This is a genomic window from Mycobacterium sp. UM_WGJ (assembly GCF_000455125.1).
GTDB lineage: Bacteria > Actinomycetota > Actinomycetes > Mycobacteriales > Mycobacteriaceae > Mycobacterium.
Genome location: NZ_AUWR01000071.1, coordinates 24,572 through 50,266 on the forward strand (window position 1 = coordinate 24,572; position 25,695 = coordinate 50,266).

The following is a 25,695-nucleotide window of genomic DNA, read 5'->3' on the forward strand; positions in this document are numbered from 1 at the left end:
TTTGCCGGCTCGCTGCCTGGTATCACCCAACTGTTTACCCAGCATCATTAGTGTCTGCGGCATGGCTCTGGCGGCGGGCTCGATTTTTGCTGAGTACACCATCTTGAAACTGTTGGGTGCCGGCGGGATGGGCAAGGTTTACCTTGCGCAGCACCCCCGGCTGCCCCGACGCGAAGCCGTGAAGATTCTGCGCCGGTCCTTGAGTGCCGACGATGAGTACGAGGAGCGGTTCCGGCGTGAGGCCGAAGCCGCCGCGGTGCTGGTGCACCCGAACATCGTGCGCGTGCATGACCGCGGCGAATACCGCGGCCGGTTGTGGCTCTCGATGGAATACATCGAGGGCGAGACGCTCGGCGAGCTCATCACCCGCAAGTTCCCGGCCGGGATGCCTGCCCAGATCGTCATCCCGATCGTCGCGAGCATCGCCGATGCCCTGGACTACGCCCACGGACAGGGTGTGGTGCACCGCGACGTCAAACCCAGCAACATCTTGGTGACCGAGGACGGCGACGAAGTTCTGACCGCCGTTCTGGCCGACTTCGGCGTCGCTCGGCAACTGAGCGGACCCACCGGACTGACCGCCAGCAATCTTGCCATCGGCACCGTCGCCTACGCCGCACCCGAACAACTGATGGGTGCCGAAGGTCTGGAATGTGCCGACCAGTACGCGTTGGCTGCTACCACCTTTCAGATGCTGACCGGGGTGCCGCCGTATCAGCACGAGAACCCGGTGACGGTGATCAGTCATCACCTGAACACCCCGCCGCCGCTGCTCAGCGACCGGCGTCCCGAGCTGCAACAGTTCGACGATGTGCTGGCCGCTGCGCTGGCCAAAGACCCCGCCGAGCGATTCCGGGACTGCTCGGACTTCGTCGCAGCCCTGGCCGAACAGCTCGCCGACCCGGACTCCGATGACAAGTCCGACTCCGCCAGTACCGTCGTGCGGGGCGTTCCGCGCGCCCTGCCGGCACCGCCGCCGAGCCGGCTGTCGAAACTGGCCCGACCCGCTGTCCTGGTGCCCTTGGGTCTGGCAGTAGTGGGATCGGTTGCGGCGATCGTCCCGCGCCTGCTGGCTGAGGAGCCGACTGACACGGCGTCGGTCACCGCCAGCACAGCACCCGCGGAGGTCGTGGCGCCACCGCCCAAGGCGCCCGCTTTCGAGGGGACTTACCGCGTCGACGCCAACCGGGCTGGCGAGAAGTACAACGGCGTCCCGAACCCCCAGCCGCCCAACGTCAGCACCTGGTGGGCCGTCAAATCCTCCTGTGACACCTCCGAATGCACGGCATCGGCGATCATGCTGGACTCGAAAGATCACCGGAAAGCGGCGACGACGCCGTCGGGTGGCAACGAATTGGCCCTGGAATACACCGGTGACTCCTGGCGGTCGCAGCCACAGACATTGCAGGCGCCGTGTATAGCTGTAGACGGCCGCCAAGGCAGTCAGATCACCACCCAGGTGCTCACCCTGGAGCCGACCATTCCGGGTGTCCTGCACGGCGCGATGGTCGCCACCGTGGAAAGCAACGAGTGCGGCCAGCGCGGAGCCCAGATCTGGGTTCCGGTGGTAGCCAGCCGATTCGGTGATCTTCCGGCGGGCATCAACCCGTCGGTCGAAATGGTCAAACCGGCCAAGCCGGCCTGATCATCTCGGGACCGCCCTGCTCGACTTTGCATCACTGGAAAATTTAGAGCGCACTATTGTGCGTTTGCTATCTATGTTACTTTTCGAGTAATTCAAGGCTGCTCGACAGCTTTCGCATGGGCGCAGAGTCCGCCTCGTCGCACGGCAAAGGAGCGCAGGCCATGCAGCGGACCCTTCCCGCGCCGGTTTATCGTCTACCACTGCACACGCCTGGTCGGGCTGCCCGAAGGAGAATCCAGTGAGTCACGTACGCGGCCCCTTGTGCGCTGTTGCCACCGCCGTGGTGGGTGCGGGTTTGATCGCACCCACGGCGGCGGCCGCGCCGTCAGCCGCCCTGCAGATTCCGGGATTGCGCCTGTCCGCCAATGAAATCGCGACTCAGCCACTGGGCGGCGGCACGGCGTTCATCATCGGCGGCAGTGGGTTGGCCACGCCCGGGCCGTCGTACGTGGCCGCCGCTACGTCGATGTATCTGGAGCCGCTCGGCTTCACCGGCACCACGCAGGTGCTCACCATGCCCCAACAGCTCTACCCGTTCTTGGGCCCGTTCGGCGGAACGCTGGATGAATCGGTAGCGCAGGGCCAGCAGATCCTCTACGAGGCGATCATGGCTCAGTACCAGAACGGAGACCTCAGCGCGGAGAACCCCGCTGTCGTCTTCGGCTGGTCGCAGGGCGCCATCATCGAGTCGATGGCGCAGTACCAGCTTGCGGAAGCAGGCGTGCCCAGTGACTACGTGCGTTTCGTGATGATCGGCGACGTCAGTGCGCCGAACGGTGGCATGCTCTCCCGCTTCAATCTGCCCGAACTCGGGCCGGTGAGCCTGCCGAGTCTGGGGCTGACGTTCAGCGGGGCAGGACCGTCTGATCTGTACCCCACCGAGGTCTACAACCGGGAATACGACGGCTTTGCCGACTTCCCGCAATACCCGCTCAACTTCTTGTCGGTTCTCAATGCGATCCTGGGAATTGCGTTCCAGCACACCACCTATCTGGGCCTGACGTCCGATCAGATCGATGACGCGATCCTGCTTCCCAATGCATCGCCGGATTCGTTGACCAACTACTACATGATTCCGGCCGAGGGACTGCCGTTGCTGTATCCGCTGCTGTTCTTCGGCAGTGGGGGGCAGGCGCTTTACGATCTGTTCGAGCCGGTCACGCGCATCCTGGTGAACCTGGGCTACGGCAATATCGAGCACGGCTGGAGTCAAGGACCCGCCGATGTGGCGACGCCATTGGGATTCCTGCCGGATCCGGCGACGCTGGCGGCGCTTGCGCAGGAGCTGCCGCAGGCGCTGAGCAACGCCTGGCAGCAAGGCGTCGCCGACTTCTTCGACGAGATCGTGAACCCGACCACCGCGCCGCCAGCCTTCATGGCGGAGATGGAGGGCTTCATCAACGCGATCTCGGACACCCAGACGGCGGACTTCTTCTCGTACTTCCCCACGCTGGACGACATTTTCGGCACCTTCCCACCCCATACCGGCATTCCGCTGCTGGATGTGGGCACCGCGCTGTTGTTCAACCTGCCCCAGGTCAGCTTCGACATCTTCGCCACGGAGTTGGCCGACGGTGATCTCCTCGACGCCATCGGCCTCCCGCTGGCCGTCGGCATGGGAATCCTGCCTCTCGCGTTGCTGGGCGCGTTGATCTGAACGCGCCCAGCGCCTATCCGGCGCTGGGCGGCCGGTTCATCACCCGGTGGCGGTAGCCGTATCGGGGAACGAACCGGAAACCGGTGGGCCCACCGCCGCCGCCGGCGGCCGCCGGCAACGCTGCCAGACCGCCCATACCTGCCATCGCGGCGCGGGGCATCTCAGCGGGCCCGGCGGCGGCTGCCATCCGGCTGGAGACCAGCGTTGCCGCAGCCTGATTGGCCGTGCTAGGGGCAATGGGCCAACTCTGCGGCACCGACAGGGCGCCGACCTGTATGCCCTTGCCCACTGCGGCGGACGGCATCGCGGGGCTGAAACCCGATTTGATTGCGGTGGATCCGGCACTCTTGGCAGCGCTCTCGGCTGCCTTCGCCGCGTCGGCGAGAACGTCCCGCACACCTGCTGGCCCGGAGCCGGCGTGCTGCCAGCCTTTAAAAGCTTCACCGATCGGATGCGCGTACCGCAGCGGGTGCAGCGGGTCCCTCCACATGTCGTCTAGCGGCTTCATCGTGTTGACGACCTTCTGCAGGAACGCGGTCAACGGCGGCACGGTGCCTCCAGGCGGCGTGGCCCCGGTGCCTGGAAGCACCGGGGAGCCCGGCGTGGTGGGTGTCCCGCTGGCAGTGCCGGCCTGGGCGATTGACTGGTTCAGCGCCTGCGTGGCCGCCGAGTTCCCAGCAGCGTTGCTGGTTGCGGCCGCCTGTTCGGCGGGCCCGGCCGGGTTGGTGGTCTGCGGCGGTGAGGTGAATTCGGACATCTGTGTTGCCGCTGCGGAGCCGGCCGCATAGGTGTACATCGCGGTCGCATCCTGAGCCCACATCTCCGCATAGTGCGCTTCGGTCACTGCGATTGCCGGGGTGTTCTGACCGAAGAAATTGGTGGCAACCAGCGTCATCAGCTGGATTCGGTTGGCCAGTACGACGGGAGGAGGAACCGTCATTGCGAACGCTGCTTCGAAAGCGGCCGCGGCGGCCCTGGCTTGGGAGGCCGCGAGCTCAGCCTGCCCGGCGGTGGCCCTGAACCACGTGGTGAAGGGCAGCACTGCAGCCGCCATGGCGGCTGCAGACGGCCCACGCCACGGACCACTGGTCAGATCTGCGATGGTCATATCCACCGCGGCAGCGGTAACGCTCACCTCTTGGGCCAGGACATCCCAGGCCCCCGCGGCTGCCAACAGTGGACCGGAGCCGGCTCCCGCGTACATCCGTGCGGAATTGACCTCCGGTGGCAGCGCCCCGTAGTCGATCACCAAGTCTCCTGGGCGCTATCCGCCGAACGGACGGCGCGGCATGACGGTTAGCTGGCTCCCGTAGCGGGGCCCGCCGAAGCCCTTGAAGCCGGCGCCTGCGGCGCCCGCAGCTCCTGCCGGCATCCCCGCCATCCCCATCGGGGGAGCCATCGGGGAGCCGCCGAGGATTCCGCCGGCGGCGGCGCCGCCGATCGGCTGCCACGTTCCTCCCGATACCGGGCCCAGGGCGGTCAATGGCGCCGATGGAACAGTCCAGCTTGGCGGCACCGAGAGCCCACCGAGCGAGCCGGCGGCACCCGCCGCGGCGCGAGCAGCGCCCGAAGCTGCACCCGAAGCGGCGCCCGCAGCGCCCGCGGCGCCCGAAGCGGCGCCCTTGGCGGCGTCGGCGGCACCTGAGGCGGCCTTGGCTGCATCTTTCGCCCCATCGGCGAACATCTTCTGAAGACCGGTGAGACCGCTCATTCCGCGCCAGACCGCACAGAGGTTGTTCGAGTACATGCTGATCTGGCCCGTGGCCATGTCCACGGCTTGGCCGCCCAGTTGGTAGTTCGGGTCGTCGAGGATGTCCCCGGCGGGACTGCCCGTGCTCTCGGCCGACATCGGGCGGAACAGGTTCTGCAAGGCGGACGACGCCGGCGCCGCTTGGTTCGCACCGGTGGCAGGACCGGCCTCCGAGCCCGGGTTGGTCGGATTCGGCGGCGAGGTGAACTCGCTCAGCTCGGTGGCGGCGCTGGACTGGGCTTGATAGCCGTACATCGCCATGGTGTCTTGGGCCCACATCTCGCCGTGCTCGGCTTCGGTGGCCGCGATCGACGGGGTGTTCTGCCCGAGGATGTTGGTGGTCACCAACTCCTGCAGCAACTGGCGGTTGGCTGTGACGGCTACCGGCGGAACCGTCTGGGCGTGTGCCGCCTCGTAGGCGGCTGCCGCGGAACGGCCCTGAGCGGCGGTCTGCTCGGCCTGCGCGGCAGTGAGTTCCATCCAGTTCACGTAGGGCGCGGCCGCTGTAGCCATCGCCGCTGATGCCGGTCCCAGCCATTCTTCGGAGGTCAACAGATTGATGACCGACCGGTACTCGGCCGCAATGGTTTTCAGTTCAGCGGCAAGCGCGCTCCAGGCCGAGGAGGCCACCACCATCGGCTCCGAACCGGGGCCGGAGTAGATCATGGTGGAGGTCACCTCTGGCGGCAACGACAAGTAGTTCATCGCCGTCGCCTAACCGGCCGCGGCTGCGTTGGCAGCCTCAGTAGCGGCGTATGCGTTGGCTCCGTTGGTCAGGGCGTTGACGAACATTTCGTGGACGGCCACAGCCTGTGCGCTCACGGCCTGGTAGGTCTGGCCGTGAGCGGCGAACTGGGCAGCGGTCAGCGCGGAAACCTCGTCAGCGGCTGCCGGGACCACACCGGTGGTGGGTGTTGCCGCAGCGGCGCTGTGAGCGGCCAGCGACGAACCGATGGTTCGCAGATTGGCGACGGCGGCCAGCAACGCTTCGGGCTGCGTTGTGACGAACGACATGAAGGCTCCTCGTAGAAGACTTTCCAGTTCCGCGATTGCTACGCAGATCGCGTACGCCCTTGGCGCAGAGCCGACGTTATGCGATCTGACACCCGACACGCAGCCTGGAAGCGGACTTTTCGGAGACTGTCAGCAGTTGTTCATTGACAGTTGGAAAAGGCACCCGAAACATTCACCGAGCAGCCCTCTGGCGTTGGTTTGTCTTCATCTCTTGTTCACTTTGCCGACGCGGCGCCGGCCAATAGCCGCAACGTGACTTCACGCCCCGGCGCACTGGCGGCAGCGGTGCCTCGCCGGCTTGAGGCGACCGGGTTGAGCATCAACTCGTCCACGCCGAATCGGTCGGCCAATTTCCGCAGCTTTCCGAGCGCTTCGGCCGGCGTGCCGACCACCGCGCGTGAGAGTTCGCCCTGCGCGACGCGCTGTTGCTGCGGCGTCAGAGTCGACTGCTCGGCGTCTTCGACCAGTTCCAGGCGGGCGGGTGGCTGTCCGGTCGCCGTGTGAGCCTGCAATCGCAGGTACGGAAGGATCAAAGCCATTGCCTCGTCGTGTGTTTCGGCAACCACGGTGTTGACCGTCAGAAAGGCGGTCGGCTGGTCGGCAAACTCGCTCGGGACGAACTGCGATCGGTAGTACGCCAGTGCCTCGTCGGTGTGTTCGCCGAACAGGTGATGCCCGAATACGTAGGGCAGTCCCTTAGCCGCGGCAACTTGAGCCGACTGCATCGAGGATCCCAGCACGTACACGCGTGGCCTCGACACCGCGCACGGCGTCGACCGCAGGACGTAGTCGCGGTCCGGCAGTTGCACCGATACGCCCGCGTTGCCCAGCAGGGCGACCACATCGGAGAGGTTGTCGGGGAAATCATTGAGGCCCTGGTTGTCGTGGTCGCCGCGCCCGCCCCGCAACACCGTCGATGCCACCAGGTCGGCGCCGGAAGCGCGTCCGATACCCAGGTCGATACGGCCGGGATGGGCGGCCTCCAGCAGCGCGAACTGCTCGGCCACAGCCAGGGGAGCGTGATTGGGCAGCATCACCCCGCCCGAGCCCACCCGGATACGTGAGGTGGCGGCGGCGATCATCGCGGTCAGCACCGCCGGGCTGGTGGCGGCTACCGCGGGAATATTGTGGTGCTCGGCGACCCAATAGCGGGTGTAGCCGAGTTCGTCGGCGATCTTCGCCAGTCGCATCGTTGCCGCCAGCGCATTCGAGGTGGACTGGTCGGTGCGGACCGGTGTGAGATCGAGGACGGAGAGGCGCACAGCGGCGATCTTGCCATCACCTGGGCGACTGTCGCCGTTCGTACACCGTGCGTTCTGATTTCGTTAACCGGACTCGCGCACAGTTGTGGGCGATGAACAGCGATACCGAGCTCGGCGGCGCACCACCGGCAAGTCCTCCCGAGCCGTGGGAGATCGGTCGTCCGCAGCCGGTGGTGCAGCAACTGGTGGCGTGCGGAGCGCTGCGCGGGGAAGTCCTCGACCCCGGAACCGGCTCGGGTCATCACGCGATTCACTATGCAGCCCATGGCTATTCGACCACGGGGCTCGACCATTCTCCGGCTGCTATCGCGGTCGCGCAGCGTAACGCGGCCCAAGCCGGTGTGACGGTGAACTTCCAGGTGGCCGACGCGGTCGACCTCGACGGGTTCGACGACCGGTTCGACACCGTGGTCGACAGCGCGTTCTACCACCTGTTCCAGGACGACGAAGAAGCTCAGTTGCGCTACGCGCGCAACCTGCACCGAGCGACCAGGCCTCAAGCCCGGTTGTTCATGTTCGAAGCCGGCCGCCACAACGTCAACGGCTGGCAGTTGGACGGGCTGTCGCCCGAGCGCTTCGGCCCGCTGCTCGAATCCGCCGGGTGGCGTATCGAGCACGTCGGCACCACGACCTATCAAGGGACTTTCGAACCCACTGCCTTCACCGACATGATCGCGGTGATGGAGGCGATGGGTCGCGAGGACCTGGTGGCAGGTGTCCGCGCGCTGGCCGAGCGGTTCGCCTACCTGCAACCGCTGCTGGTGGACAACCTGGTGCATATGCCGTTCTGGGCGGTCACCGCCACCCGGATCGATTAGCTGTCACCATGGAGCTATGTGCGGGCGTTTCGCGGTAACCATCGATCCGGCGTTGCTGGCTACGCGTATCGATGCGATCAACGAGATGCCGGTCGGCGTCGACGCCGGTCCGAACTACAACGTGGCCCCCACCGACGGCATCGCGACCCTGGTCAGCCGGCACACCCAGGCGCCGCATGAACCCGGTGGTTCAGCGAGGTTCGACGTAGGAGAGGCGAAGCTGGGACCGCCGCATGAACCCGGTGACCAACCGACTCGACGGCTCCGGCGGATGCGCTGGGGACTGGTGCCGCCGTGGACCAAGGCCGGCCCGAACGGGGCGCCGGCCCCGGGCGGCCCATTGTTGATCAATGCCCGTGCCGACAAGCTCACCACCTCACCGGCGTTCTCCGCGTCCGCGCAGCGGCGGCGCTGCCTGGTGCCGATGGACGGCTATTACGAATGGCGCGCAGAGCCCCAAGGTCGCAAGAAACCGTTCTATATCCACGGTGACGGCGCGATGCTGTACGCGGCCGGTCTGTGGTCGGTCTGGCGCCCCGATCGGCTGTCCGACGCGTTGCTCAGCGTCGTAATCATCACCACCGCGGCCGTCGGGGAACTGGCCGGCATTCACGACCGGATGCCGTTACTGCTGGCCGAAAACCATTGGGAAGCTTGGCTGGATCCCGACGCTGCGATCGACACCGCGTTGCTGGCCCGCCCGCCGGACGTGGCCGGGATCGCGGTGCGTGAGGTCTCGACCTTGGTCAACAGCGTGCGCAACAACTCGCCCGAGCTGATCGCACCGGTCGAGCCGCAACCCGAGCAGGCCTACCTGCTTTAACGCCCGACCAGACTCCGTTTCTCCAGCGCGTACTCCTCGGCCGTGAGAATCCCGGCGTTGCGCAGTTCGGCCAGCTCGCGCAGCTCGATGTCGGCGCCCATCAACAGAGCGAACGCCGAGGACGCGGGCAACTCCGGCAGCTGGTTGGGCCGCGATACCGGCGGCGGGGTGACGGTACCGGCGGTCGGGATGCGGTGCCCCTGGGTGGCGCCGGCCCCGGCTCGCCCGGCCACGCCGGCTGCGGCCATCCCTGCCGCTGGGATCACCGTCTCACCGGCGGCCACGGCCGGGACAGCGGAGGTGGCGGCGGCCGTACCGGCGGACGCCAGCGACATACCTATCTGCGGCGCCACCGCCGCCGGTGCGGCCGCCGCCCAGGCCAGCGGCACCGACAGCCCGCTGATCGAGGTCGCCGAGGCCAGATTGGCCGAGACCGGCAGCGCACCGGCCATCGCAGCACGCAGCAATTCCTGGCCCACCTCGGCGGCGCCCATCGCATCGATCAAGAACGTCCCAAGCGCGTCGACGCCGAACGTGCCCATCGAGTCGACAACCAGCTCGACACCGGCGATGCCGACCTCGATTGCGGGCTCGCTGATCAAGATTGCGTCTGCACCAATGGCCTCAGCCAGGGCGGACGAGGACTCCAGCGCATGGGTCAAAGTGGTGATGACGCCCTCGCCGTGGCCCTCCGAGCTGGTAGCGGCCGCCTGCATGACGGCCGCTGACTGAGCCGATGTAGCGGCGGAGTTGGTGGTGCGCGGCGGCTGCCTGAACGGGCTCAGCCGGCCGGCGGCGGCGGCACCGGCGGCATAGCCGTACATGGCGGTGGCATCCTGGGCCCACATCTCGTAGTAGTGGGCCTCGGTGGTCGCGATAGCGGGTGTGTTCTGGCCCAGGAAGTTGGTCGCGACCAAAGTCATCAGCAGGCTGCGGTTGGCCGCGACGACCGGCGGCGGCACCGTCATGGCGAAAGCTGACTCGTAGGCGGCGGTGGCGGCGCGGGCCGCGATGGCGGTCTCCTCGGCCTGGATCGCGGCGGTGTGCAGCCATTGGGCGTACGGTGCTGCGGCGGCGGCCATGGCCCGCGCGCTGGGGCCGGCCCAACCGGAGCCCAGTTCGGTGAGCACCGAGGCGTAGGCGAGTCCGGCGCTGTGTAGCTCAGCGCCCAGCGCATCCCAGGATGACGCCGCGGCGAGCATGGGGCCGGCGCCCGCGCCGGAATACATCCGGAGGGAGTTGACCTCCGGTGGCAGCAATGCGAAATCCATGGGGGCTACCGGCCGAGAAGGCGCTGCTTTTCCCGGGTGAACTCTTCTTCGGTGAGGATCCCGGCATCGCGCAGATCGGCCAGTTCCCGCAGCTCACCGGAGATCCGGGTGATGGGGCCGTGCAATGGACGTACCGGCGGTTTCTTCGGCTTCTCGGTTTGGTCGCGCTGTTTGACCATGGCGCGCGGTGCCCGTTTGGGGGCGGCTTTCGGGTTCGGGGTGGCGGTGCGACCCCGCCCGAGGCCCGCGGTGGCCCGGCCGGCCAACCCGGCGGCGCCGATGGCGGCCAGCGGCAGCGCGGAGGCCCCGGCCGCGGCGGCGGGCACTGCAGCTTGCCCGGCGTTGGGCAATGCGGCGCTGAACTGCTGGATCACGGTGGTCGTCGGCGCCGCGGTGGCCCAGGCCTGCGGCACCGACAGACCGCTGAGCGTGGCCGCTTCACCCATCTCGGCGCTCACCGGAGTGAGCGCGCCGGTCAGAGCCATCTCCGGCAGCAGTTCACTCTCGATCTCGCCGACGCCGATCAGGTCGATCCCGAAGGTGCCGGCCGCGTCCACGCCGAAGGTACCGGCCGAGTCGATGACGAAAGTGCCGAACAGGCTGGAGGCCAATGCCAGGTAGGACGCCGCCAGCCCGGGCTCCATTGCCGCCGCTGAACCGATGGAACTCGTCAGCGTCGCATTGGATCCCGCTGCCGCCGATCCTGGCGCGCCGAGACCCTGCAGTGCCTGGGTGATCGCCGCAGCCGCGGAATCGGCGTGGCCGCCTGCCGCGGTGGCTGTGGCCTGGCCTACCGCTCCGGCCTGATTCGCCGTGCCGGTGGGATTGGTGGTGCGCGGGGGCTCGGTGAACGGAACCAGCCTGGTGGCGGCAGCGGAGCTGGTGGCATAGCCGTACATGGCGGTGGCGTCCTGGGCCCACATCTCGTAGTACTGGGCGTCGGTGGCCGCGATGGCGGCCGTGTTCTGACCCAGATAGTTGGTGGCGAGCAGCGACATCATCTGAGTGCGGTTGGCGGTGACCGCCGGGGGAGGCACGGTCATCGCGAACGCCGCATCGTAGGCGGCGGCCGCCGTGCGGGCCGACGAAGCGGTGTGTTCGGCCTGGGCGGCGGTGGCATGCATCCACTGGGCGTACGGTGCCGCGGCGGCGGCCATCGCGGCGGCGCTGGGGCCGGCCCAGCCGGCGGACAGCTCATCGATCATCGAGTCGCAGGCCAGTCCCGCGCTGTTCAGTTCGGCGGCCAGGGCGCTCCAGGCGGCGGCAGCGGCCAGCAATGGCTGTGCTCCTGCCCCCGAATACATCCGGCTCGAGTTGACCTCTGGTGGCAGAATCGCGAAATCCATTGTCAGATAGGCCTGTTATTAGTAGGCGTCATGGTGCCTCCTGAATTTCCCGGTTCGCGCCGGTGCGGCAGGCCACCGGGCGCACTCGGTCTCCGTGACCGTAAACAGTCAACTTGAAGTGAACCTGAAGAACGCGGCGGTGAGCGCAAGCCGCGCCGGTCGGGCCTCCCCATGACGGCGCGACGGTGTTATCAATGGACCATGGCCGATTCCCGGTCCGCCGACCGTCGCGGCGGTACCCCCTTCAGCGTGGGAACGCCGCGGGTTCTGGTGGTCGAGGACTCCGAGGCCATCCGCGAGATGGTCAGCGAGGCGCTGGCCGACGCCGGCTACCTCACCGACACCCAGCCCGACGGTCACGGTCTGGAGGAGGTGCTGGACGGATTCCGGCCGGACCTGGTGGTTCTCGACGTCATGCTGCCGGGACGCGATGGCTTCGCGCTGATGGATGTGATCCTGCGCTGGGGCGAGGTGGGGGTGGTGTTGCTCACCGCGCGTGACGGCTTACCCGACCGGCTGCGCGGTCTTGACGGCGGCGCCGACGACTACGTGGTCAAGCCGTTCGAGTTGGCCGAGCTGGTGTCGCGGGTCGGTGCGGTGCTCCGTCGGCGGGGCCGGCTACCGGCTGCCGTGCAGTTCGGGGATCTGATGGTCGATGTCGACGCCGGGGTGGCCGCCCGCTCCGGCACCCCTCTGGGTCTGACCGCCACCGAGCTGCGGGTGCTGGTCTACCTTGTCGAACAGCGCGGTCGTATCGTCAGCAGCGCGCAGATCCTTAACGCGGTATGGGGTTATGAGGCATACGACCCCAACCTGGTGCAGGTCCACATCAGTGGGTTGAGGCAGAAGCTCGAGGCGCACGGACCACGAATCCTGCATACCGTGCGTGGGATCGGCTACCGGCTGGAACTTTCGGGTTCATGACCGCCACTCCCTCGCTGCGGCGTCGCCTGACGCTGATGGTGCTGGCGTTGCTTGTCATGCTCATGCTGGCGATGGGGCTGGTGATCAATGCCAGTTTGACCGCGCTGGCGACCCGCAGCGTGCACGAACGACTGGCAGCGGCGACGGCTCGGGCGGATTCCCTCGTAGCACTGGGCATCTCGGCTGAACAGATGTCCGAACAACTCAACGGCGGCATCATCGCCGCACTCGTAGTCACCGCCGACGGCACCAGCTACGGTGACCCCGCGATCGAGCCCGACGCGACCACCGGATCGAAGTTTCCGGCCCCGCCGCTTGAGCCCGACGACACCGCGACAGTCCTGGTGCATCCCCTGGCCAACGGCGACCGGGTGATCCTGGTCGCCGACACCACGGAGTCCGACGAGACGCTGCGCCGATTGCGGCGCTTGATGATCGAGGCCGGGCTGGGGACCTTGCTACTGGCATCGACCTTGTTGGCCGGAGCGAGTCGCGCGCTGCTGGCGCCGCTGGATCGTCTCACCGATCTCGCCCGCGACATCACCACGGGGGATCGGGGTCGGCGGCTGCGCCCAGACCGTCCCAGGACCGAACTGGGTCGGGCGGCAGAAGCTTTCGACGACATGCTCGACGAGCTGGAGAACTCCGAGAAGCGGGCTCAGAGCGCCGCGCAGGGGGCGCAGCGAGCCGAAGCGGCAGTGCGGCGTTTCCTCGCCGACGCTGCCCATGAGCTGCGCACCCCGATAGCGGGAATGCAGGCCGCTGCCGAGCAGATCGCCGGAAACGTCGGCGTGCATGTCGGCCAGTCCATCGGTGAGGACGCCATCGAGCCCGAGGTACTTCGCCAGCATCGTCGTGCCAGCCTGTTGTTGACCGAAGCGCGGCGGGCGACCCGGCTGGTCACCGACATGCTGGACCTGAGCTATATCGATGCCGGATTGCCGTTGGAGCTCAAAGACATCGATCTGGTCGGCATCATCGACACCCAGCTGGACCGGGCCGCGCTGCTTGCTCCGCAACTCCGGATCGGGCGGACCGGCCTGGACTCAGTGACCGCCGGGGTCGACCCCACGCGCGTCGCGCAGATTCTGTCCAACCTGCTCGACAACGCGCGCCGTTACACACCGCCCGGTGGACAGATCAACGTCGACGTCGGCAAAGACAGCGGGGGTGTCGCGGTGGTCGTCACCGACACCGGCATAGGTGTGAGTGCCGAGGACGCCGAGCGGATCTTCGATCGGCTGGTGCGCCTGGACAGCGCCCGCGGGCGCGACCACGGCGGTGCGGGACTGGGCCTGCCGATCGCCCGGGCGCTGGCCGAGGCGCACGGGGGGACCCTGACGTGCGTTCCCCGAAACGGGGGCGCCTGCTTCAGACTGGTCATCCCGACGGGTTCCGGCGGGGCCGTGGTCAGCTCTGCACGTAGCCCGGCGGGTTGACGGTGTCGACCCACAGGTCTACGCCCAGGTCGCTGCCGGGCACACAGTCATAGACCGACAGGTCGGTGACGCCGGAGTCCACCAGCACGTCCTCGCACAGCAAAGAGTTGCCGGTGTATTCGCGGGCCGGCTTGGTCACGATGGCGTATGCGGCGTCGGCGTAGATCTCCGGGGTGCGAGAGCGTGCCATCGCCTCGTCTCCGCCGAGCAGGTTCTGTACCGCGGCGGTCGCGATCATGGTGCGCGGCCACAGCGTGTTGGAGGCGATCCCGTGCTGGCGCAGTTCCTCGGCCATCCCGAGGGCGCACAGCGTCATCCCGAACTTGGCCATCATGTAGGCGGTGGGCTTGAGCCATTGAGGCTCCAGCCGGATCGGCGGGGACAGCGTCAGGATGTGCGGGTTGTCGCGGCCGATCATGTGCGGGATGCAGGCCTGCGACACCGCGTAGGTGCCGCGCACCTCGATGCCGTTCATCAGGTCGAAGCGTTTCAGCGGCACTTCGAGGATCGAACCCAGGTTGATCGCCGAGGCATTGTTCACGCAGATGTCGATGCCGCCGAACCGCTCGACGGTGGCGGCCACGGCCCCTGCCACGGAGTCCCCGTCACGGATGTCACCGACGATCGGCAGTGCCTGCCCGCCGGCCTCTTCGATTTCGGCGGCCGCGGTATAGATCGTGCCGTCGAGCTTCGGGTGCGGTTCGGCGGTCTTGGCGATCAGCGCGACGTTGGCGCCGTCGCGGGCGGCGCGCTTGGCGATCGCCAGGCCGATACCGCGGCTGGCGCCCGAGATGAACATGGTCTTGCCGGAGAGGGGTCCTGTGTTGGCCATGTTGGTCACCCTATGCCGCCGATGACCTCGCTCATCGCCGGATGGCCGGGGTCGCCAGGGCGGGGGATCGTCGGGGCGGTCCGACGCTTCGCGCCGAAATCGGGCGGGTCGACTCCCGGGAAGGATTGATAAAAGCAGTATATTAATGAGCGAAATACAAGTATTTCAGAATATCAATACTGGTCATTACTGTTGAAAACGTGACCATTTCCGTCGATATCGGGCCCGAGCGCGACCCGGCCGCCGTCTTCGAGGCCGGGCGATGAGCGCCGTCGCGGTGCACACGGTGATCACCGGTCGCGAAGGCGGTCCGGTCCTGCTGCTGTCCAACTCGCTGGGATCGACCCACCGGATGTGGGACGCCCAGATCGGCGCGCTGCAGGACCGGTTCCAGGTGGTGCGCTACGACACTCGTGGGCACGGCCAATCCCCGGTCCCGGACGGGCCGTACACCATCGACGACCTGGCCGACGACGTGATCGCACTGCTTGACCGGCTCGGTGTGGAGCGGGCACACCTGGTCGGACTGTCGCTGGGCGGGATGACCGCGATGCGGGTCGCGGCCCGCAACCCCGAGCGGGTCGACCGGCTGGCCGTGCTGTGCACGGCCGCGCACCTGCCACCGGCCACCGCCTGGCAGGAACGGGCCGCGACGGTCCGCGCCCGCGGTGCCGGCGCGGTCGCCGCCGCGGTGGTACAGCGGTGGTTCACCCCGCAATACCTTGCGGCGCACCCCGACGTCCGTGCCGAGGGCGAAGCCATGGTCGCCGCGACACCCGCGCAGGGCTACGCCGGCTGCTGCGAGGCGATCGCCGGCCTGGACGTCCGCGGCGACCTGGCCGTCATCACCGCCCCGACCCTGGCCGTCGCCGGCGCTGACGACCCCGCCACCCCGCCGGCCAAGCTTGAAGAGATCGCGGCCGGCGTCAAAAACGGTCGGCTGCTGGTCGTTTCGCACGCCGCTCACCTGGCCAACGCCGAACAACCCGAGATCATCACGCCAGCCCTCATTGAACACCTGGAGCGCCCATGAGCCTGAACAAAGTGGTCGAATCTGCGGCCGCGGCGGTCGCCGACATACCCGACAGTGCGAGTCTGGCCGTCGGCGGCTTCGGGCTGGCCGGCATCCCGTGGTTTCTCATCGAGGCCCTCCTTGAACAGGGCGCCACCGACCTGACCATCGTGTCCAACAACTGCGGGGTCGACGGTGCCGGGCTGGGCCTGTTGCTCGACGCGCGCCGGATCAGCCGGGTCATCGCCTCCTACGTCGGGGAGAACAAGGAATTCGCCCGCCAGTACCTGTCCGGTGAACTGACCGTCGAGCTCACCCCGCAGGGCACCCTGGCCGAAAGGATGCGCGCCGGGGGCAGCGGCATCGGCGCCTTCTTCACCCCCACCGGGGTCGGCACCGCCGTCGCCGACGGGGGACTGCCCTGGCGGTATCACCCCGACGGCAGCATCGCCATCGCCTCACCGCCCAAAGAGGTACGCAACTTCCGCGGCACCGACATGGTGCTCGAGGAGGGCATCACCACCGACTATGCGCTGGTGCGCGCCGCGGTCGCCGATAAGGCTGGCAACTGTCAATTCCACGCCGCGGCACGCAATTTCAACCCCCCGGCAGCCATGTCTGGACGGACCACCATCGTCGAAGCCGAGCGGGTCGTCGAGGTCGGGGAACTGCACCCCGACGCGGTTCACCTGCCCGGGATCTTCGTCAAGCGAATCCTGGCACTGACTCCGGAGCAGGCCGCGCGCAAGGACATCGAGAAGCGCACCACCCGGCCGATGACGGCGCGGGCGAGCCACGAGGCCGCCCGGGAGGCGGGCAATCAAGAGCAGGAGGCGACACGATGAGCTGGACCCGCGACGAGATGGCCGCGCGAGCGGCCCGGGAACTGCACGACGGCGACTACGTCAACCTGGGCATCGGCCTGCCCACCCTGATTCCCGGTCACCTGCCCGACGACTCCAGCATCACGCTGCACGCCGAGAACGGCATCCTCGGCGTCGGGCCTTTCCCCTACGACCATGAAGTCGACCCGGACCTGATCAACGCCGGAAAGCAGACCGTCACGGTGTTGCCCGGGGCAGCGTATTTCGACTCCGCGACCAGCTTCGCGATGATCCGCGGTGGCCATGTCGATGTGGCCGTGCTGGGCGGCATGCAGGTGGCGGCCAACGGTGACCTGGCCAACTGGATGGTGCCGGGGGCCATGGTCAAGGGCATGGGCGGTGCCATGGATCTGGTCAGCGGCGTGCGCCGGGTGATCGTCCTGATGGATCACACCACCAAGGCCGGTGCCGCCAAACTGGTCGCCGCCTGCGATCTGCCGCTGACCGGACGCGGTGTGGTCAGCCGGGTGATCACCGACCTCGGGGTGCTCGATGTCGCCGGCGACCGGTTCGCCTTGGTGGAGCTGGCGCCCGGGGTCGGTTATGACGAGGTGGTCGCGAAAACCGCGGCACCGGTGCTTGATCGACGGGCAGTTGGGCAACCGGCCGGCGTAGTAGGTTGAGCGCACGGCGCCAGGCGTCGATCTGGACGCGTCGGGGTTGCTCGAAGCTGGATTCAGCGGCGCAATGCCACGGCAGCTTCGCGGTGACCTACAACTTCGTCCTCGACCCGGTGCAGGACTGAGGCCGCCATGCTGTTTCACGTACGGATGGATGTGCGCATCCCGCACGACCTCGACCCGCAGGTCCGTGCCGAGATTGTGGCCAGCGAAAAGGCGTACTCCCAGGATCTGCAGCGGTCCGGCAAGTGGCCGCACATCTGGCGGATCGTCGGCGAGTACTCGAACATCTCGATCTTCGATGTCGCGTCGAATGACGAACTGCACCAGATACTTTCCGGGCTCCCATTGTTCGCCTACATGGATATCCGGGTGACCCCGCTGGCCGGCCATCCCAGTGACGTCAAGGCGCTCACCCGCTAGCCGGTGGACGCGACTATGGCCGCTTTGGCCTATCGTGGCGAGCTTACGACGTAAACTCGTGGTCGGTGCGCGAAGCGGATCGCAGGTGGCCGCTGGAGTCGGGCCGTCGATGCGGTGAAAAGGGTGATCTGGGTGGATGCCGGCGATCGCGGTGCGCAGCGGCCGGTGCACGCCGAGGGGGCCGACATCGGCGACGGTCTGCGGCCGTCGCACCTGAGCCGTGACGCGATCCTGGAAATGGCCATCGACTTCATCGACCGGCACGGACTGTCGAAGTTGACCATGCGTGGGTTGGGGGCAGCCTGCGGAGTCGAGGCGATGGCGCTGTACCGCTATGTGCACGGCCGTGGGGACCTGCTCACCGGAGTTGTCGACCATATCGTCGACCGGCTCTACGCGGATCAGCTCGCGGCGCGACGCCAGGAAGACGGCTGGCAGGACTACCTCATGCGGCTGGCGCACGGGGTACGCCAGATCGCACTCGACCATCCGGAGGTCTTTCCGCTGGTCGCCACCCAGGCCCCGGAGGCCCCGTGGGTTCGGCCACCGCTGCGCAGCCTGCGCTGGATGGAGAGCTTCCTCGACACGCTGATCACCTATGGATTCGACGACGGCGCCGCGGTGTCCGCCTACCGTTCCTACACCACGTTCCTGATCGGTCATCTGCTGTTGGAAGTGTCGGCACGCGGCGCTGAACTGCACCCCGACGAGGTGCTTCTCGATGACAGGGGCGCGCGGTCCGGGCGCGACCTTACCGACTACCCGCACCTGCTACGCCTGCAGCCGATGTTGTCGCAGGACCGCAGCACCGCGGAGTTCGAGGAGGCGCTGGAGGCCATCCTGGACCGGCTCGAGCTGCTGATCGCCCGGCGCTGAAGCGATCGGGCCACCCGATGAGGGTTTACGTCGTAAACATGGTGGGTATCCCTTCTGTCGCAACGCCACATGAGGGAGGAGTTCACGATGGGATTGGCAGACAAAGCCAAACATGCCGCGGAGGACGTCGCGGGCAAGGCCAAAGAGGCCGCCGGCAAGGTCACCGGCAATGACGACCTCAGGAACGAGGGCAAGGCTGACCAGGGCAAGTCCAGCCTGAAGAAGGCCGGTGAGAACATCAAGGACGCCTTCAAGGACTAACAAGCGAGAACACCGCCCCGTGCGCCGATTACGGCGTGCGGGGCGGTGGCGTGTCCGGGGGGTGGAGCGGGTTGCAGCGGGGGGACGGCAACGCGGTCTAGGGAGCCCCCCGCAGACAGGTTTACAACGTAAACAATCCGGCGTAGCTTCAATTCCATGCTGTTCGGTTTACGCCGTAAACTCAGCCGCTGCGCTGGTTGGCGCCGCAACGGTGCCGGGCCGGAGCGGATGGAAGCGGTTCCGGTCGCCGCGATGGCCGTCGGTGGCGTCGTCGGCGAGACGTGCGTCGGCGAGGCGTTCGTCGCGCCGGAGGTTCCTGCGGAAGAAGAGCTGCATGTCCTGGTGGAGCGGCGCGGCTCAGCGCTGCTGGTTCACGCGGGTGGCAGTGTCGACGCGTCCAACATCGCCGTCTGGCGTCGCCTGGTCGGCGAGGCCGCGGAGGTGGCAACAGCTCCCGGGCCGCTGATCATCGATACCAGCGCCCTCGAATTCATGGGAATCTGCGCGTTCGCGGTGCTGGTTGAAGAGTCGGCCAGCTGCCGTCGGCGCGGCATCCGGCTCTGCCTTGTCAGCGACCAGCACATCACCGCCCGGGTGGTGGACGCCGCGGGTATCGACGCCGAATTGTCGTTCGCCGCGACCGTCGACGATGCGCTCGGGAACGCACCGCGCGACGATCCCGGTTCGGTTCTGGACCGTTGAACGCCGGCAACCGCGGGGTCAGCGGGCCTGGATGTCCGCGGTGATCGCCCCCGTCAACCGGACAAGATCCGCAGGTGCCACCGCCACGTCCAAGCCGCGTTGCCCCGCGCTGCACAGCACCCGGTCAAAGCCCAGTGCAGAGGCATCCACCACGGTCGGCAAAGCTTTGCGCTGCCCGAGCGGCGAGATCCCGCCCAGCACGTAACCGGTCGCTCGTTGTGCCGCCGCCGGGTCGGCCATTGCGGCCTTGGGCGCCCCGAGTGCGGCGGCGACCGCCTTCAACGACAGCTTGGCCGGCACCGGCAGGACCGCGATCGCCAGTGCGGGCGGGATCGCCACCACCAGCGTCTTGAAGATCTGCTCGGGGCGCACCCCGCCCGGTCCCTCGGCCGCGAGCTGCTCGACGGCTTCGGCTCCGAAAGCACGCTGGTCTGGCTCATGCCGGTAACGCAACACCTCGTAGGGCACCTGCGCGGCGATCAGGGCCGCTACAGCTCGGGTTGCCGCACGACTCACCGCGCCAGGATACGGCCGGGAAATAGTGCCATGGCCAACGCTGTTGACTAAGCCAGTTGGTGTGGTCGCTGCGCCAAGTCGTCGATCACGGCCCTAGGATCGGAAAGGAGTCGCCGATGTCAACGGCGATCGGTCTGCTGGAACGCGAGCTATCGGCTGGGCTGGTTGTGGGCACCGCGACAGAAGGGGCAGCGACGATACAGATGGCTGACGGCGAGAGTGCGTCCGGTACCGGGACCGAGGCTTCGACCGAAGCCAAGGCGCCGGTACGTTCCGATGAGACCGACGCGCAGCTGACCGCTCGGTTCGAACGCGATGCGATCCCCATGCTCGATCAGCTCTACGGCGGCGCGCTGCGCATGACGCGCAATCCTGCCGATGCCGAGGACCTGCTGCAGGAGACCATGGTCAAGGCCTATGCCGGGTTCCGCTCCTTTCGAGAGGGCACCAACCTCAAGGCGTGGCTCTACCGCATCCTGACCAACACCTACATCAACAGCTACCGCAAGAAGCAACGCTCACCGGCGGAGTACCCGACCGACGAGATCACCGACTGGCAGCTGGCGGCCACCGCCGAACACTCTTCGACGGGGCTGCGCTCAGCGGAGGTAGAGGCTCTGGAGTCGCTGCCTGACACCGAGATCAAAGAGGCGCTGCAGCAGCTTCCCGAAGAATTCCGGATGGCGGTGTACTACGCCGACGTCGAAGGATTCCCGTACAAGGAGATCGCTGAGATCATGGATACGCCGATCGGCACGGTGATGTCGCGTTTGCACCGCGGCAGGCGACAGTTGCGCAGTCTGCTGGCCGACGTAGCCCGCGATCGTGGATTCATTCGCGACGGCCAGACTTCCGAGGAGGTGTCGTCGTGACCGAACACTCGCGGGACTGCAACACGCCGCCGGCTGACGGCGGGTCCCATGCCAACTGTTCGGAGGTGATCGCCGAAGTATGGACCCTGCTCGACGGCGAATGCACGGCGGAGACCAGGGCCAAACTGCGCCAGCACCTTGAGGAATGCCCCGGCTGCCTGCGGCACTACGGGGTCGAGGAACGGATCAAGACGCTGATCGCCCGCAAATGCAGTGGCGACAAGGCCCCGCGGCGTCTCTACGAACGGGTGCGGCTGGAGATCAGCCGGACCACGATCATCCACCGCGAGGGCTGATCCGGGCGGCTGCCATGGCGCCGGAGGCGATCGCACGCGCGCGGCGGCGCCGGGCGAAGCGGGTCGCCGCTATGGCTTCGAGATGGCCGATAACTGCAGCAAGCCCGGCCTGAGGCCGGGCTTGCGGTCAGCTGTGCTGGCGAGCTTGAACCAACGCGCTAGGCGTTGGGTCGCTTGCCGTGGTTGGCTTTGCTGTGCTTGCGATCGCGCTTCTTGCGGCCACGTTTTGCCATGATTGGCCCTCCTAGCAGGTATTCCGGCTGACAAGTGTCTCACACGACCAGGTCTGGCGATAATCGCGCGGATGACCGGTCTGTCGTGGCAGCGCAACGCTGACGACATAGCCGTCGGCCGCGGCCGGCCGTCGGGCGAATCCGACGACCGGCTCACCGTCTCAGGATCAGTGCACCGAGAAGTTCCGAGCGCCCGCCAGTGTCTGCGGCACCAGGGCCGGAGGTGTCGCCGGAGCGGGCGGGGTCTCCAGTGCAGGCCCCGCGGACATGGGCGCCCCAGGCGGCGTCAGAGTGCTCACGTCGGTGGGCATGATCGACCCCACGCCGGGGACCACGCGGTTGAGCATGCCGTTCAACGCCTGCAGGAAGGAGTTCGCGGCGTTCACGCCGGCTGAGGAGCCTCCGACGGCAGAGCCGGGCATGCCCAGTGGGCTGGGGGCGCCCAGTGCACCTGGTACGCCCAGTGCGCCGGGCACGCCGAGCGGGCTGGGGGTGCCGAGGGGAGTCGGGGTGCCGAGGGGGGTCGGAATCGGCATGGGGTCATCAACCAGGGCCGGGGCGGCTTTGGCGGACGCGACACCGAATCCCAATGTGGCCAGCGTCATGGCGCCGGCGCAGATCAGTGTCAGCCGCACTCGCGGCTGGGCAAGACGGTTTACAGACAACGCGCTACTCCTCAAGTTCGGTGTCGACTTGTGCCGCGTCACGGCGATTTCGTCACGCGTTCAAAACACTCGAGTAACGGTGCTATGCAATTGTCACAGGAGAAACACGACACGATCACGGATCGAACTCTCTATGTCCTCTTAATTATCTTGGAGTTCGCTTACCCGAGCCGCCCTGCCCGATGCCGTGAGGGGGTTGTGGTTCGATAGGGCCTAGCTTTTTGATGTACGCAATCGTTGACTGGGTGATGAACGAGGTGAAGATGGCCGAGGACGTTCGCGCGGAGATCGTGGCCAGCGTGCTCGAGGTCGTGGTCCACGAGGGCGACCAGATCAACGAGGGCGACACCGTGGTGCTGCTGGAGTCGATGAAGATGGAGATCCCGGTGCTGGCCGAGACCGCGGGCACCATCAGCAAGGTGGCCGTGCAGGTCGGTGACGTGATTCAGGCCGGCGATCTGATCGCCGTGATCAGCTGATCGCTGCCGCTGTGACCGGCGCGAGCTAGCCGATGTCGACCCTCGGTGATCTGCTCGCCGAACACACCGTTCTGCCCGGCAGTGCGGTGGACCACCTGCATGCGGTGGTCGGGGAGTGGCAGCTGCTGGCGGACCTGTCGTTCGCCGACTACCTGATGTGGGTGCGCCGCGACCCCGACGCCGACGGTGCCCTGGTGTGCGTGGCGCAATGCCGGCCCAACACCGCGCCCACCGTACTGCTGAGTGACGCCGTCGGCACCATCGTCGTGCCGGAGTGGATGCCGCTGGCGGTCGCCGCCTTCGAATCGGGCGTCATCGGTCGAGAAGGTATTGCCGGACAACGCAATATGGAAGCGGTACCGGTGCGCCACGGCGACCGGATCGTGGCCGTGCTGACCCACCAGACCGCGTTGACGGGCCGACGGGAGTCCAGCCGGCTGGAAGCGGCCTACTTGGATTGCGCGGCCGACTTGGTGCACATGATCTCCGAGGGCACCTTCCCAGACGTCGGCGACATCGCGGTGTCGCGCTCGAGTCCGCGCGTGGGAGACGGGTTCATCCGGCTGGCCGTCGACGGCACGGTCCGTTACGCCAGCCCGAATGCGGTGTCGGCCTACCACCGCATGGGCCTGGCCGCCGAACTGGCCGGCCACGACCTGGTCGCCATCACCCGGCCGCTGATCTCCGACCCATTCGAGGCTCACGAACTGGCCGAACATGTGCGTGAGTCGCTGTCCGGTGGCTCGAGCATGCGGTTCGAGGTCGACGCGGCCGGAGCGGTCGTTCTGTTGCGCACCCTGCCGCTGATCGTGCACGGCCGGCCGGCGGGGGCGGCGGTGCTGGTTCGCGACGTCACCGAGGTGAAGCGCCGCGACCGCGCGCTGCTCTCCAAGGACGCGACCATTCGAGAGATCCATCATCGAGTGAAGAACAATCTGCAGACCGTGGCGGCGCTGCTGCGCCTGCAGGCCCGCCGCACAACCAGTACCGAAGGCCGCGAGGCGCTGCTGGAGTCGGTGCGGCGGGTGTCGTCGATCGCACTGGTCCACGAAGCGCTGTCGATGTCGGTCGACGAGGTGGTGAACCTCGACAAGGTGATCGACCGCATCCTGCCGATGATGAACGACGTTGCCAGCGTGGATATCCCGATTCATGTCGCCCGGATCGGGTCGATCGGGTCGCTGGACGCCGACCGGGCTACCGCCTTGATCATGGTGATCACCGAACTGGTGCAGAACGCGATCGAGCACGCCTTTGAGGCAGAGGCCGACCGGCGAGCGGTGACCATCCGGGCCGAACGTTCGGCGCGTTGGCTCGACGTCGTGGTCCACGACGACGGCCACGGGCTTCCCGACGGGTTCCGACTGGAGACTTCCGACCGGCTCGGCCTGCAGATCGTCAACACGCTGGTCTCGGCGGAGCTCAACGGCTCGCTGACCGCGCAAGACGCGCCGGGCGGCGGAACCGAGATGGTGCTGCGCATCCCGGTCGGCGGTCGCCGGCTCCGTCAGGCGTTGTGAGGCAGGTCTCGACACAAAACGACGCGGCCCCGACTGAGTCGGGGCCGCGTCGCTTTGTCTGGGGTCAGACCCCGCTGCGCGCCCGCGTCCGAGCGTTGCGGCGCTTGAGCGCACGTCGCTCGTCTTCGCTCATGCCGCCCCACACGCCGGCGTCCTGGCCGGTCTCCAGCGCCCAGGTCAGGCACTCGGTGACCACCGAGCAACGGGTGCAGACCTGCTTAGCGGAAGCAATCTGGGCGAGAGCCGGGCCGCTGTTTCCCACCGGGAAGAACAGCTCCGGGTCCTCGTCGCGACAGACCGCCTTGTGGCGCCAATCCATAGGTCTCCAACTCCTTACTTTGGGCGCAGCGGGGTGCGCTAGTGCTTTTCGACTGTGTATAAGCGGCGCAAGAAATGATTACGGCTTGCATCCGATCGCTCGATCGTTTCACAGCTTGGACAGATGTCAAGGGTGCGCTTTATCACGTGGTCAAGGTCACGTTTTCGCGGGGCTGCTGACGGCGTTCCTGTGCAGGTGTACTACAGTGGGATGAACTGTGCGCTCAGTGAGCGATTGGAGCGCTATCTTCGCAGATCAGCGAGCTTTCTCTAGCGGAGGGGCGACGACGTCCAGCGCGTCGGGAACCGCCCGGAACGTCATCGCGGTACGCAGCCCGAGATATTCGCCATCGATCTGAGTCGCTATCGGTGTGTCGCCGGCATCCACCCGCAGCGCGGCCACATCGTCGTCGCGGATGAGCTGTTTGGCGCGCAATTTGGGCCGTTTCGACAGCATCTGCCGAACCAGCCTCAGCGTGGGCAGAACTTTCATGCTGGTGGTCGCGAACACGCCCATTCCCGACTCGAAGGTGGTGTCGGGGTTGGTCCACACGCACCGCTCGTCGGCATAGGTCCACGGAGCGCAGTTCGAGACGAACACGAAGTGCACCCCTTCGACCGGTTGGTCGTCGCCCAGCTGCAAGGTCAATGTCGGCGCCCGGCGGGTGGTGGCCAGTACCGCGGGGACCGCCGCGCGGATGTAGCGCAGTGGGGTGACGGCGTGGCCCTTCTCGCGTTCGGCCTCCACCGCGGCCACCACTTCGCCGTCGACTCCCATGCCGGCGTTGAGAACCGACCACCGCTCGCCGCAGTCGATAAGCCCGATCCGGCGCCACGCGGGCCGGCCGGTTGGGGGGTTGATCAATTCGATGAGCTGATTGGTGGCGGCGATCGGGTCGGCCGCGATGCCCAGCGAACGCGCGAACACGTTCGCCGACCCGCCGGGCACCACCGCCACCGCCGGCAGGTGCGCCGGTGGCGGTGAACCAGGTGCCCCGAGCAGGCCGTTGACCACGCCGTGCACGGTCCCGTCGCCGCCGTGCGCGATAACCAGGTCGATGCCGTCTCGGCTCGCGGCCTGACTGATCTCGATGGCATGGCCGCGATAGTCGGTGTGCACCACGGTCAGGTCGAGGCGGCTCTTGAGCGCGTGGGCGAGCAGATCGCGCCCCGCCGGCGTAGTGGATGTGGCATTGGGGTTCACGATCAGCACGGCGCGCACGAAATACGAGTCTAT

Annotated in this window: 30 protein-coding genes; 18 read left to right on the plus strand and 12 right to left on the minus strand. The window is 67.3% G+C overall.

The annotated features are described in order from the left end of the window. The first annotated feature begins 61 nt into the window (after window positions 1-61). Window positions 62-1,645, plus strand: coding sequence for a serine/threonine-protein kinase (locus tag N416_RS0118730; RefSeq protein WP_024443632.1), 1,584 nt, complete (start codon window positions 62-64; stop codon window positions 1,643-1,645). Between the two features lie 238 nt (window positions 1,646-1,883). Beyond that, entirely contained in the window at window positions 1,884-3,302 is a 1,419-nt protein-coding gene (locus tag N416_RS0118735) for a PE-PPE domain-containing protein (RefSeq protein WP_155943406.1), read from the plus strand. 13 nt (window positions 3,303-3,315) lie between these two features. Here N416_RS0118735 and N416_RS24320 read toward each other — a convergent pair whose 3' ends face one another. The 4 genes from N416_RS24320 to N416_RS0118755 form a co-directional block, all read right to left on the minus strand. Further along, a complete protein-coding gene (locus tag N416_RS24320) occupies window positions 3,316-4,551 on the minus strand; it encodes a PPE family protein (RefSeq protein WP_024443634.1) in 1,236 nt (411 codons plus the stop codon). A 15-nt stretch (window positions 4,552-4,566) separates the two neighbouring features. Further along, window positions 4,567-5,757, minus strand: coding sequence for a PPE family protein (locus N416_RS0118745; protein ID WP_024443635.1), 1,191 nt, complete (start codon window positions 5,755-5,757; stop codon window positions 4,567-4,569). A gap of 9 nt (window positions 5,758-5,766) precedes the next feature. Then, window positions 5,767-6,066, minus strand: coding sequence for a PE family protein (locus tag N416_RS0118750; RefSeq protein ID WP_024443636.1), 300 nt, complete (start codon window positions 6,064-6,066; stop codon window positions 5,767-5,769). A 215-nt stretch (window positions 6,067-6,281) separates the two neighbouring features. Continuing rightward, window positions 6,282-7,328 (minus strand): LLM class flavin-dependent oxidoreductase, encoded by a 1,047-nt coding sequence (locus tag N416_RS0118755; RefSeq protein ID WP_024443637.1) that lies wholly within the window; start codon window positions 7,326-7,328, stop codon window positions 6,282-6,284. 92 nt (window positions 7,329-7,420) lie between these two features. Here N416_RS0118755 and N416_RS0118760 point away from each other — a divergent pair, with 92 nt between their 5' ends. After that, window positions 7,421-8,146 (plus strand): class I SAM-dependent methyltransferase, encoded by a 726-nt coding sequence (locus N416_RS0118760; protein WP_024443638.1) that lies wholly within the window; start codon window positions 7,421-7,423, stop codon window positions 8,144-8,146. A 16-nt stretch (window positions 8,147-8,162) separates the two neighbouring features. Further along, the gene (locus tag N416_RS0118765; RefSeq protein WP_024443639.1) at window positions 8,163-8,969 is read left to right on the plus strand and encodes an SOS response-associated peptidase; all 807 of its coding nucleotides are present in this window, start codon (window positions 8,163-8,165) and stop codon (window positions 8,967-8,969) included. Here the strand turns inward: N416_RS0118765 and N416_RS0118770 are convergent. Both N416_RS0118770 and N416_RS0118775 read right to left on the minus strand, forming a co-directional pair. Next, the gene (locus N416_RS0118770) at window positions 8,966-10,240 is read right to left on the minus strand and encodes a PPE domain-containing protein (protein WP_024443640.1); all 1,275 of its coding nucleotides are present in this window, start codon (window positions 10,238-10,240) and stop codon (window positions 8,966-8,968) included. The genes N416_RS0118765 and N416_RS0118770 overlap by 4 nt on opposite strands. A gap of 5 nt (window positions 10,241-10,245) precedes the next feature. Beyond that, a complete protein-coding gene (locus tag N416_RS0118775) occupies window positions 10,246-11,586 on the minus strand; it encodes a PPE domain-containing protein (protein WP_024443641.1) in 1,341 nt (446 codons plus the stop codon). A 201-nt stretch (window positions 11,587-11,787) separates the two neighbouring features. Between N416_RS0118775 and N416_RS0118780 the strand changes: the two genes are divergently transcribed. Together N416_RS0118780 and N416_RS0118785 are read left to right on the plus strand one after the other, a co-directional pair. After that, window positions 11,788-12,510, plus strand: coding sequence for a response regulator transcription factor (locus N416_RS0118780; protein ID WP_024443642.1), 723 nt, complete (start codon window positions 11,788-11,790; stop codon window positions 12,508-12,510). Next, the gene (locus N416_RS0118785; RefSeq protein ID WP_024443643.1) at window positions 12,507-13,949 is read left to right on the plus strand and encodes a cell wall metabolism sensor histidine kinase WalK; all 1,443 of its coding nucleotides are present in this window, start codon (window positions 12,507-12,509) and stop codon (window positions 13,947-13,949) included. Before N416_RS0118780 ends, N416_RS0118785 begins: the two co-directional genes overlap by 4 nt. Here N416_RS0118785 and N416_RS0118790 read toward each other — a convergent pair. Continuing rightward, entirely contained in the window at window positions 13,921-14,781 is an 861-nt protein-coding gene (locus N416_RS0118790; RefSeq protein WP_081654624.1) for an NAD(P)-dependent oxidoreductase, read from the minus strand. The genes N416_RS0118785 and N416_RS0118790 overlap by 29 nt on opposite strands. 262 nt (window positions 14,782-15,043) lie before the next feature. Between N416_RS0118790 and pcaD the strand changes: the two genes are divergently transcribed. The 8 genes from pcaD (at window position 15,044) to N416_RS0118830 (ending at window position 19,559) form a co-directional block, all read left to right on the plus strand. Then, on the plus strand, window positions 15,044-15,814 hold the full coding sequence (pcaD, locus tag N416_RS0118795) for a 3-oxoadipate enol-lactonase (RefSeq protein ID WP_024443645.1): 771 nt from the start codon (window positions 15,044-15,046) through the stop codon (window positions 15,812-15,814). Next, window positions 15,811-16,638: a CoA transferase subunit A gene (locus tag N416_RS0118800; protein ID WP_024443646.1), complete on the plus strand. Its 828-nt coding sequence runs from the start codon at window positions 15,811-15,813 to the stop codon at window positions 16,636-16,638. The genes pcaD and N416_RS0118800 overlap by 4 nt, the downstream gene beginning before the upstream one ends. Continuing rightward, a complete protein-coding gene (locus N416_RS0118805) occupies window positions 16,635-17,300 on the plus strand; it encodes a CoA transferase subunit B (RefSeq protein WP_024443647.1) in 666 nt (221 codons plus the stop codon). The genes N416_RS0118800 and N416_RS0118805 overlap by 4 nt, the downstream gene beginning before the upstream one ends. Beyond that, window positions 17,297-17,422, plus strand: coding sequence for a hypothetical protein (locus tag N416_RS24175; RefSeq protein ID WP_255341891.1), 126 nt, complete (start codon window positions 17,297-17,299; stop codon window positions 17,420-17,422). Before N416_RS0118805 ends, N416_RS24175 begins: the two co-directional genes overlap by 4 nt. A 7-nt stretch (window positions 17,423-17,429) precedes the next feature. Continuing rightward, the gene (catC, locus tag N416_RS0118815; protein ID WP_024443648.1) at window positions 17,430-17,720 is read left to right on the plus strand and encodes a muconolactone Delta-isomerase; all 291 of its coding nucleotides are present in this window, start codon (window positions 17,430-17,432) and stop codon (window positions 17,718-17,720) included. 237 nt (window positions 17,721-17,957) lie between these two features. Further along, a complete protein-coding gene (locus tag N416_RS0118820; RefSeq protein ID WP_152664725.1) occupies window positions 17,958-18,596 on the plus strand; it encodes a TetR/AcrR family transcriptional regulator in 639 nt (212 codons plus the stop codon). Between the two features lie 87 nt (window positions 18,597-18,683). Then, window positions 18,684-18,857, plus strand: coding sequence for a CsbD family protein (locus N416_RS0118825; RefSeq protein WP_024443650.1), 174 nt, complete (start codon window positions 18,684-18,686; stop codon window positions 18,855-18,857). Between the two features lie 156 nt (window positions 18,858-19,013). Next, window positions 19,014-19,559, plus strand: a complete 546-nt coding sequence (locus N416_RS0118830; RefSeq protein ID WP_036458585.1) for an anti-sigma factor antagonist — start codon at window positions 19,014-19,016, stop codon at window positions 19,557-19,559. 18 nt (window positions 19,560-19,577) lie between these two features. Here N416_RS0118830 and N416_RS0118835 read toward each other — a convergent pair whose 3' ends face one another. Further along, window positions 19,578-20,075: an aminoacyl-tRNA deacylase gene (locus tag N416_RS0118835; protein ID WP_024443652.1), complete on the minus strand. Its 498-nt coding sequence runs from the start codon at window positions 20,073-20,075 to the stop codon at window positions 19,578-19,580. 203 nt (window positions 20,076-20,278) lie between these two features. Here N416_RS0118835 and N416_RS0118840 point away from each other — a divergent pair, with 203 nt between their 5' ends. Together N416_RS0118840 and rsrA are read left to right on the plus strand one after the other, a co-directional pair. Continuing rightward, window positions 20,279-20,947: a sigma-70 family RNA polymerase sigma factor gene (locus N416_RS0118840; protein WP_369797620.1), complete on the plus strand. Its 669-nt coding sequence runs from the start codon at window positions 20,279-20,281 to the stop codon at window positions 20,945-20,947. Then, window positions 20,944-21,243 (plus strand): mycothiol system anti-sigma-R factor, encoded by a 300-nt coding sequence (rsrA, locus tag N416_RS0118845; RefSeq protein ID WP_024443654.1) that lies wholly within the window; start codon window positions 20,944-20,946, stop codon window positions 21,241-21,243. Before N416_RS0118840 ends, rsrA begins: the two co-directional genes overlap by 4 nt. A 158-nt stretch (window positions 21,244-21,401) precedes the next feature. Here rsrA and N416_RS24365 read toward each other — a convergent pair whose 3' ends face one another. Then, window positions 21,402-21,476: a 50S ribosomal protein bL37 gene (locus tag N416_RS24365; RefSeq protein ID WP_011728008.1), complete on the minus strand. Its 75-nt coding sequence runs from the start codon at window positions 21,474-21,476 to the stop codon at window positions 21,402-21,404. Between the two features lie 167 nt (window positions 21,477-21,643). Next, entirely contained in the window at window positions 21,644-22,141 is a 498-nt protein-coding gene (locus tag N416_RS23375) for a hypothetical protein (RefSeq protein ID WP_155943407.1), read from the minus strand. A 263-nt stretch (window positions 22,142-22,404) separates the two neighbouring features. Here N416_RS23375 and N416_RS0118855 point away from each other — a divergent pair, with 263 nt between their 5' ends. Both N416_RS0118855 and N416_RS0118860 read left to right on the plus strand, forming a co-directional pair. Then, window positions 22,405-22,620: a biotin/lipoyl-binding carrier protein gene (locus N416_RS0118855; RefSeq protein WP_036458599.1), complete on the plus strand. Its 216-nt coding sequence runs from the start codon at window positions 22,405-22,407 to the stop codon at window positions 22,618-22,620. A 32-nt stretch (window positions 22,621-22,652) separates the two neighbouring features. Next, complete coding sequence (locus N416_RS0118860; RefSeq protein ID WP_024443657.1) at window positions 22,653-24,140, plus strand: sensor histidine kinase; 1,488 nt, start codon at window positions 22,653-22,655, stop codon at window positions 24,138-24,140. Between the two features lie 64 nt (window positions 24,141-24,204). Here the strand turns inward: N416_RS0118860 and N416_RS0118865 are convergent, their stop codons facing one another. Both N416_RS0118865 and N416_RS0118870 read right to left on the minus strand, forming a co-directional pair. Further along, window positions 24,205-24,459 carry a WhiB family transcriptional regulator gene (locus N416_RS0118865; protein ID WP_024443658.1) on the minus strand — a complete coding sequence of 85 codons (255 nt, stop codon included), beginning with the start codon at window positions 24,457-24,459 and terminating at the stop codon, window positions 24,205-24,207. Window positions 24,460-24,714: 255 nt separating this feature from the next. Next, a complete protein-coding gene (locus N416_RS0118870) occupies window positions 24,715-25,680 on the minus strand; it encodes a diacylglycerol kinase family protein (protein ID WP_024443659.1) in 966 nt (321 codons plus the stop codon). Between the last annotated feature and the right edge of the window lie 15 nt (window positions 25,681-25,695).